The organism is Kitasatospora sp. NPDC059827 (genome assembly GCF_042731675.1).
Lineage (GTDB): Bacteria > Actinomycetota > Actinomycetes > Streptomycetales > Streptomycetaceae > Kitasatospora.
Window position 1 is genome coordinate 68834 of sequence record NZ_JBHWIV010000041.1, and the last position, 6499, is coordinate 75332.

Consider the following 6499-nt stretch of genomic DNA (forward strand, 5'->3'; position numbering starts at 1 on the left):
GCGGCGGCCGCGGGCGGGCGCGGCGGCGCGGCGGCCCCGCGCCGCCACCCACCCGCCCCCCGCCCGCGCGCGCCCCCCCCCCCGCCACTGGAGAAGGCCCGAGCCGTCTGCGGATACCAGGCAGGGGAGGCGCCGGAGACACCGGGGTTGTGTGGGGTCGAGGCGGCCCGGATGCAGTTGACCTACCAGGGCTTTCAGAGGCCTAACACGGTCACCAGCCGGTGACCTTCTGGCCGAGAAGCCGCTGGCACACCTGCCACAGCATCGCGGAGCGGGAGGCTTTGACCAGTACCTTGTCACCGGGCCGTACGATGCTTTCAAGGTAGGCGGCTGCGGTCTCGGCGTCGGCGACCAGGGCCACGTCGGTGCCGTGCGCGGCGGCGGCGAGGGCAAGCTGCTTGGGCAGGTCACCGCCGACCGCGATCAGCAGGTCGATTCCTTGTTCGGCGACGTACCGGCCGATCTCGCGGTGTGCGGAGACGGAGTCCTCCCCGAGCTCGCCCATCTCGCCGAGAACGGCGATCGTGCGTCCGGCCGCCGGGAGGGGCGGGAAGGTGATGGCGCGGCCGGTGTAGGACTTGGCGAGGCGGCTCAGTGGTACGCGGTCGTTGTCCTGGCCCCACGCCGAGGGATCCCGGAAGTGGATGACCTGGTCGTCGCCGCTCTCGAAGCCGTGGGCGACGACCAGGTGTCCTCCGCGGCGGCCGTCGGTGGGGAACTGCTCGGTCACGGAGATGATCAGCGGTGCCTTCGCCAGCTGGTCGGTCAGTTCTTCGGCCGCCACCGGCTCGGCCTGACCGGCGATGTCGAAGTCGATGGCGATCTTGGCGATCCCCGCGTGCAGCCAGCCTCGGTCGGTCAGAGCGTCGCGCTTGACGCCGATCTTGATGAGCTCGGTGAGAGTGGGGGGCTCCTTGCCGTAGGCGAGCAGGATCATGCGGAGGGTCGCCATGCCGCAGGCTCGGTTCGACCAGGTGAGCCGGTCCCCGAGCTCCATGCCGCCCTGCTGTTCCCACTCCTCAACGGGGACGAGCTGACGGCACATCGGGACCTCGTGGACATGCAGCATGGCGGCGACCTTCCGAAGCGTTATCGTTCAGACGGTGGCGTCCAGTTGGGCCGGGACGGCACCGAGACTCGGGACGGGCAGAGGCACATCGTAGGTCGGCCGGGCGAGGGCCTGGTGGAGCATCGCGCGAACGACGTCCTCATGGGTCAGGCCGCACATCGACGCGCCGGCGGCGAAGTTGCTGTCCCGCGACATGCCGGGGGTGGTGTTCACCTCGAGGGCGAACACCTCGCCGTCGGCGGTGACCATGAAGTCGACCCGGGCGCCCCCCTGGCAGCCGAGACCTTCCCACAGGGTCCTGGCGTGCCTGGTGAGCGTGCGCAGGACGGACGGCGGCAGGTCCGCCAGCGTCACGGACACGCCGCCGCGGCCGTCGGCGTCGAGCTTCGTGTCGGCGTCGTAGAAATCGGCCTGCTGGACCTCGGTGGCCAGCGGCGGGAACGCCAGGACGCCGCCGGGAAGTTCCAGCAGTCCTACGGTCACTGGTGTCCCGGAGATGTAATGCTCGACCAGGACCGGCGAGGGGTCGGTGCGGGTCGCTTCTTCGAGTGCGGCGGTGAGCTCTTCGGTGGTGCGGACCAGGCTCATTCCGACGCTCGATCCGCCCATGGTCGGCTTGACCATCATGGGCAGCCCGCCGCAGGTCACAGCGCTGCCGCCGGTCCACACCTGCCACGGCGGAGTCGGCACGCCGAGCCCCTTCATGTACCTCTTGCAGAGGATCTTGTCGGCGGCGATGGCGGACGCCGCAACACCGTTGCCACAGTACGGCCTGCGCAGCCAGTCCAGCAGTCCCTGGAGCCGGCCGTCTTCGCCGAAGGGCCCGTGCAGGTTGGACAGGACGATGTCGACGCCGAGCAGCTCTGACACGAACCCGGGCTCGCACGGGTCCAGGACGCGGAATGCGGTACCGATCGTGTCCAGGGACTCGGAGAGCGCGGTCACGGACATCTGCTCGACGGGGCTCCTGGAGAGGTACAGGCGGTCCTCGGCGGAGACGCCGCCGTAGACCAGGCCCACGTTGGTGCCGCGGTACTTGCGCTCCCGTACGGCTTGGATCTCCTTGCTCAGCGCGGCGGTGTCATGCCAGTCGATGGTGATGGTCACGAGATGACTCCTTCGTAGGCGAGGGTGACGGGGCCGGCGACCCAGTACGACTTGGCCGGTCGATCGGCGTGCGGGGCGACGGTGAGGGGGGTTCCGGCGCGGTTGTGGACGGCGACGGGGCCCGCGGTGACCAGGCCACGGCGTCCCGCGATGACGACGGCGGCGACAGCCCCGCTTCCGCAGGAGAGCGTCTCGGCCTCGACACCGCGCTCATAGGTGCGGATCTTGAGGGTTTGCCGGTCGATGCTCTCCACGAAGTTGACGTTCGCGCCGAGCGGGGCGAGCTTTGGGTGGTGGCGCATCAGACGTCCGCAGGCCTCGGCGTCGAGGCCGTCCACATCGTTTACGACGGCAACCACGTGTTCGGTGCCGGTGTGAGCGGAGTCGAACCAGAAGGGGCGGCCGCCCCACACGGACTCGACCACCCGCATGTCGACGGCGCCGACTTCGGCGGTGATCGCCACAGCCTCACGGGTGACGGTCGCCTCGTGCTCGACCCCGGCCATGACGAGGGTCATCGTGTCGAAGCCGAAGTCCTCGGCTGCAGCCCAGGCCGAGCACCGCAGCGCGTTGCCGCACATCGTTGCGATCGACCCGTCGGCGTTGAAGCACGAGATCTCCAGGACCGGAGGGGCGCTGCTGATCAGCGTGCTGACCACCAGACCGTCGGCGCCGATACCGGTTCGGCGCGCGCACAGCCTCACCGCGGTGCCGCGCCAGTCGCGGCCGGTGTCCTGGTCGGCGCCGTTGAGCAGCACGAAGTCGTTTCCGGCTCCGTGGATCTTCCGGAAGGGGGTGCTCAAAGGGGTCCTCCTCACGTGGGTATCGGGATGCAGGGCGCTGTGGTGGGAGCGCGCCGTGAAGGAGGTGCCGGCCGCCGCCCGGGGGAGGCTTTCGGCCGGCACCGGATCCGCCCGGGACGCCGGGCGGAGTCCGAGGGGTGCCGTCAGGCCAACTCGCTGGGTACCCCGAGGTCGGCGTGGATGACCTTGCCGTGCGGCCACAGTCGGACGCCCCACTTGGCCTTCGTGAGGTGGTGTACCAGGGCCAGTCCTCGTGCGGACTCGTGGGAGGGACCGGCTTCGATCCGCACGGGCGGCGACGCGGAGCCGTCGGAGACCAGCAGGCGCACGACTCCGGCGGTGGGCCGGCGGACGGCGACGATCATGTACGTCCGGCAGCCGGTCTTCGCCGCGTTGCTCACCAGCTCGGAGATGATCAGCTCGGCGTCGTCGATCAGGGCCTCCAAGCCCCACTCGATGAGCTTGGCGTTGACCATGAGGCGGGCTGCGCGGGCGGACCGGAAGGCGTACGGCAGCCGCATGGTGGCCGGTGCAGGACGGGTTGCTGAGGGCGCTCCCTCGGCTTCCCGGGGCCGTTCGAGGGTGGTGTTCATCGTTGCTCCCGGGCGGCTGTCACCGTACGGGTCAGCATCCGGAGGTCCTCGGGTCGGTACCTCGTCCTGCTGCACGGCGGGGAATGAACAGGCCCGCGGCCGAGGACGCGAGGTCACGCCGCCGCCAGTGGTCGCCGGGGAGCGGCGCTCCGGCACGGTTCCGGCCGGGGTGCCCGGGTGCGTGGCAGCGGCGAGAAAGGCGCCGCGCTCGCGCAGGATGGTGGCGAGCCGGTCGAAGGCGGCCAACAGTTGGCCGGGGCTGTTCAGAGGGTCGTCATGGACCATGTCGCGGGTCCAGGTGACGACCCCGCAGGCCCTGTTCTCCGACAGGGCGTCGGTGATGGCCTGCCAGCCGGGTCGCTCGGCGAGGGGCTGCGCGGGGTTGCTGTCCACGGCGAGCACGGCCACGGTCCACCGGCAGGCCCTGGCGAAGACGCGGACGTGGGCGGCGATGAGATCGGCGGCGGGTTCGTCACCGGAGCAGATGTAGATGGCGACGGGGGCGCGGCCGACGGGTCGGGGGTGGTCGCTGGTCATGGCGACCACTGTCACGAACCATTCACCGTCGGTGAATACATGGGTCGTGGTAGTCGGAGAACTCGCACACGGCCGACTACCACGTTCAGTGGTACCCGCGGCGGTAGTTACGGCTGGGCGTCACGGGGCGTGGTAGTGGTGTGTACCAGCAGGTCGCGGACACCATGGTCCGGCATGGAGAGCTTATCTGATCACCAGTGGAATACCGGCGGCCTGCGCAACGCTCCTCGCCATCGCCACAGACACGTCGGCGATCCGGTCCGTGATCACTCCGGGGAGCGCCTGGTGTCGGACCCACGTCGGGGCGATCCGGCACGCTTCCTTCAGCGCTGCGGCCGCTGCCTCCCACTGCCGTGTCTCGGTCCGCGTCAGGGCGATGTCCAGGTGGAACCTGGCGCGGGTGGACAGCGGCATGCCGGGATCGAGATGGGTCGTCTCGATCAGCCTGAGCGCGCCTGCGGTGTCGCCCAGGGCCGTCGCCACCGACATGGCCTGCGTGGCGGCGTAGGACGGGCCGAACGGCTGGCCCTGGTCGCCCCGGGCGTGCTCGCGGCCGATCCGGGCCGCGACGGCGTGGGCCTGGCTCAAGTAGTCGTGGGTGGTGTCTGCGCTCGCGCCGCCCCGGGACGCGGCGACGGCCGCGTTCGTGACCAGTTGCCCGTACACGCTGAGCCGGTCCGGGTCGCTGTCGGACATGCGGGGCTCGACCTTGGCGGCGGACTGCTCGGCGACGTGGACGCCCTTGGCGGTGTGGCCATCGCGCAGGCAGATCCACGACAGCGAGGCCATCAGGTGGGCCGAGCGGAGGCCGTCACCCACCTGGTCGGCGACGTTTCGGCCGTGGGTGATCGCGGTGTACCCGAGGTCGCGGGCGCCGAGGATGTTGGCCATGACGGCAGCAGTCTGGAAGGCATCGGCGAGGACTCCACCGGTGGCTTCGCGTCGATCCGGTGTGGTGGCGTCGTAGAGCGCCCGTGCCTCCGGCAGCAGGAGGGACAGGATCGCGCCGAGCTCGACGTAGCGTCCGCTCCAGAACGCGGCGTCAGCGCGCCGTGCCGCGTCTCGCAGGTCTTCCAGACTGCCGGGCTCCACGTCGGTGCCGATGCCGAGTCCGGTGTCGTGGACGGCGGCTGATACTGCGCGTAGGGCCGAGCGTTCCTCCAGAGCCATGCCTCGGCGCGGGGATTGCTGTCCGAGGATCACTGAGACGTCGGTGCCGAGGCCGACGGCGACCTTCATCAGCGAAGGGAGCGAGAGGTTGCCCCCCTGTTCGAGCTTCCGGATCGTGCCCAGGGAGACCCCGGACTTCTCCGCCAGGTCTTCCTGAGTGACCTCCCGGCCTCGCAGGATCTTGACTCGTTCCGCCGTGGTGCGTTCTGCCCAGAGGGTCACAGGCTGACTCCGTCTCAGGTGATGGCCTTCCCGGGGCGGTACCTCCGCAGTGTGCGGGTATGACCGTACAGCGGGGGGCTCAGACGCAGGCCCCGATGCCGAGCAGGGATGCGATCCGGGCGACGGTCTCTGGCCGGCCGTCGGCGAGCACTGTCGTGATACCGAGCGCTTCGGCCGGCGGCAGGTTCACCGGGTGATCGTCGACGAACACGCACGCCTCGCCTGACAGGCCCATCCGCTCCAGCGCCAGTTGGTAGATCGCCGGGTCTGGCTTCGCGATGCCCTCCAGCTCGGACACCACGGTCACGTCGAACAACTCCCAGACGCCACAGGCAGCGTACGGGTTGAAGGGGTTCAATCCGAAGCTGTTGGACAGCAGGGCGACCACGTAGCCGGCCTCACGCGCCGCCTTGGCAAGGGTGACCATGTCGGCGGCGGCCCGGACCCCGGCCCACGCCCGGCCCATCAGGTTCTCGTGGTCGGCCAGACCGAGATACGGCGCGACCTGCCGGTTCCAGTCCGCCTGGCTGAGAGCGCCACGTTCCAGGTCAACGTACAGCCGCCGAACCACCGGATGGGTGTTCAGCGTGCGGCGCCATGCCTCGGCGTCAAGTCCCTGACTGACGCACCACTCGCGGTGAGCGGCGAGAGCATCCGTGGTCAGAACACCGGCGAAGTCGAGGATCAAGCCGCGGTATGCGGACGGGGGACTGACGGGTGCTACTGGTTGCGCCATGATGAGTTCCCTTCGGGGTTCGTCGCCGTACCGCGAAGGTACCCGCGGAGAGGGCGGGTCCCACCGGTCGGCCCCGCCGTGGTGGACGGCGGGGCCGAACTGCGAGGCCTCACCGCAAGTAAGCACACTGCATGGACCTGCCCTCTTGCTTGGCACGGGCTGTGCCTCCACGACGTGGGGTGGGCGGGGGCCCCGGGGAAAGGGATTGCGGCGCGGGGGCGGGCGGGGCGGGGGCGGCCCCCCCCGCGGGGGAGGGGCGACC

The 6499-nt window shown here is 70.3% G+C and carries 6 protein-coding genes; all 6 read right to left on the reverse strand.

The window, feature by feature from the left end; genetic code table 11:
- Positions 1-211: 211 nt before the first annotated feature.
- On the reverse strand, positions 212-1069 hold the full coding sequence (locus ACFV8H_RS24585) for a glutamate ligase domain-containing protein (RefSeq protein WP_380403617.1): 858 nt from the start codon (positions 1067-1069) through the stop codon (positions 212-214).
- 27 nt (positions 1070-1096) lie between these two features.
- Positions 1097-2176 carry an ATP-grasp domain-containing protein gene (locus ACFV8H_RS24590; RefSeq protein ID WP_380403620.1) on the reverse strand — a complete coding sequence of 360 codons (1080 nt, stop codon included), beginning with the start codon at positions 2174-2176 and terminating at the stop codon, positions 1097-1099.
- Positions 2173-2994, reverse strand: coding sequence for a diaminopimelate epimerase (gene dapF / locus ACFV8H_RS24595; protein ID WP_380403637.1), 822 nt, complete (start codon positions 2992-2994; stop codon positions 2173-2175). Before dapF ends, ACFV8H_RS24590 begins: the two co-directional genes overlap by 4 nt.
- A 128-nt stretch (positions 2995-3122) precedes the next feature.
- Entirely contained in the window at positions 3123-4109 is a 987-nt protein-coding gene (locus ACFV8H_RS24600) for an ATP-binding protein (protein ID WP_380403623.1), read from the reverse strand.
- 183 nt (positions 4110-4292) lie between these two features.
- A complete protein-coding gene (locus ACFV8H_RS24605; RefSeq protein WP_380403626.1) occupies positions 4293-5501 on the reverse strand; it encodes a helix-turn-helix domain-containing protein in 1209 nt (402 codons plus the stop codon).
- 79 nt (positions 5502-5580) lie between these two features.
- A complete protein-coding gene (locus tag ACFV8H_RS24610) occupies positions 5581-6237 on the reverse strand; it encodes an HAD-IA family hydrolase (RefSeq protein ID WP_380403629.1) in 657 nt (218 codons plus the stop codon).
- Positions 6238-6499: the final 262 nt, after the last annotated feature.

What these genes read in the sequence shown, in the direction of transcription:
- ACFV8H_RS24585 (WP_380403617.1), bottom strand. Translation starts at nt 1,069, where the DNA reads ATGCTGCATGTCCACGAGGTCCCGATGTGCCGTCAGCTCGTCCCCGTT.
- ACFV8H_RS24600 (WP_380403623.1), bottom strand. Translation starts at nt 4,109, where the DNA reads ATGACCAGCGACCACCCCCGACCCGTCGGCCGCGCCCCCGTCGCCATC.
- ACFV8H_RS24610 (WP_380403629.1), bottom strand. Translation starts at nt 6,237, where the DNA reads ATGGCGCAACCAGTAGCACCCGTCAGTCCCCCGTCCGCATACCGCGGC.